Here is a 1,552-nt window from a genome sequence, read left to right as displayed (position 1 = left end):
CCTGGTCCACAGCGAGGCGACAGGCATCTGCGGCTCGGAGGTCGAAGGCTACCTGGGCATGATGTCGAACCGCGTGCCCCCGCTGGTCATGGGTCACGAGTTCGCAGGCACTGTCACCGAGGTGGGGGAGTCCGTCGACAGCGCCTGGCTCGGCAAGCGCGTGGCCGTCAACCCGATCGTCGGCTGCGGCCACTGCATCGACTGCGCGAGTGGCGGCCGGAACCTGTGCCCCGAGCGCTACCTGCTCGGCGTCGGGGTGCCCGGCGCCTTCGCCACGATCGTCTCGGTGCCGGAGCGCTGCCTTTTCGAGATCCCGGCCGGCATGGACGCCCGCCTCGGCGCGCTGGCGGAGCCGCTGGCCAATGGGATCCACGCCATCCGCCGGGGCGCGCCCGACGGCGCCAAGACCGCCGCGGTCATCGGCGCGGGGACGATCGGGCTCGGCTGCATGCAGGCTGCCCTGCTCCATGGCATCGCCTCCATCACGGTGATCGAGCGCCACCCGATGCGGCGCCAGCACGCCACGCGCCTCGGCGCCCACGCCACCCACGCCACGGCAGAAGGCCTACGGCCTGCGTTCGACCTCGTGATCGACGCTGTGGGTTCCGAGGCAACGCGCCTCGTTGGCCTTGATCTGCTGAACCCAGGCGGCACCGCCGTGTTCATCGGCATGCACAGCGACGAGACGCCCCTGCCCTGGCGGCGGGTGATCCGCGGCAATCACACGATCCGCGGCGTGTTCGCATATTCGGACGCGGACTTTCAGCAGTCGATCGATTGGCTCTCGCAGGGCAAGGCCGGCATCGGAGACCTGAAAGCAGTGCTGCCGCTGGACGAGGGCCCGGCGGCCTTTGCCTTGCTGGCCAAGGGGCCGACCGATGACATCAAGGTCTTCCTCAGTGCCTGAATCTCTCGCCGGCAAGGTCGCCATCGTCACGGGTGGCGGCAGCGGTATCGGCGCGGCCATCGTCGCGAGCCTCACCGACGCAGGTGTCACGTGCCACGCGATCGCGCGCCGCGGGCCGGTGAAGCTCGACGTGACGGACCAGCCCGCGGTTCAGCGTTTTGTCGATTCGCTCGACCGCCTCGACATCCTGGTCTGCGCGGCGGGCGACAACGTGCCCCGGCGCCGGCTCGAGGAGATCACGCCCGAGGTGTGGAACCACCTCATCGCCGTCAATCTCAGCGGCGCGTTCTATTTCATCAACGCCGGGCTTCGCAAGCTGCGTGAGGCGCGCGGCGACGTCCTGCTCATCGGCAGCGTTTCGGGCCAGTGGCCGGACCTGAGCGGCCCCGCGTACGCGGCGAGCAAGGCTGGGATGAACGCCCTCGCCGCAACAGCGGGCTTCGAGGAGCACATGAACGGCGTGCGTTTCTCGGTCATCAAACCCGGACTCGTCAACACTCCGTTGCTGCTCAAGCGGCCGTCCCCACCGCCGGCCGAGCTGGCTGACGCGATGCTCCACCCCGAGGACGTGGCGGAGGCGTGCCTGATGCTGTTGCAGCTCCCGCGACGCGCCCACATCCCGGAGCTGACGATCGTGCCGACCCG

2 protein-coding genes are annotated in these 1,552 nt (G+C 69.6%); both read left to right on the top strand.

The features are described 5' to 3' along the window. Positions 1–907: zinc-dependent alcohol dehydrogenase (locus VIM26_RS03680; protein WP_331948984.1), on the top strand; the 907-nt coding region annotated here is incomplete at its 5' end. Next, a partial coding sequence (locus VIM26_RS03675) for an SDR family oxidoreductase (protein WP_331948983.1) occupies positions 900–1,552 on the top strand: 653 nt, incomplete at its 3' end. The genes VIM26_RS03680 and VIM26_RS03675, both read left to right, overlap by 8 nt.

The organism is Pengzhenrongella sp., from assembly GCF_036565025.1.
In the GTDB taxonomy this organism is placed as follows: domain Bacteria; phylum Actinomycetota; class Actinomycetes; order Actinomycetales; family Cellulomonadaceae; genus Pengzhenrongella.
Note: the sequence above shows the minus strand (reverse complement) of the source record. Positions and strands in the feature narration are given on the sequence as shown.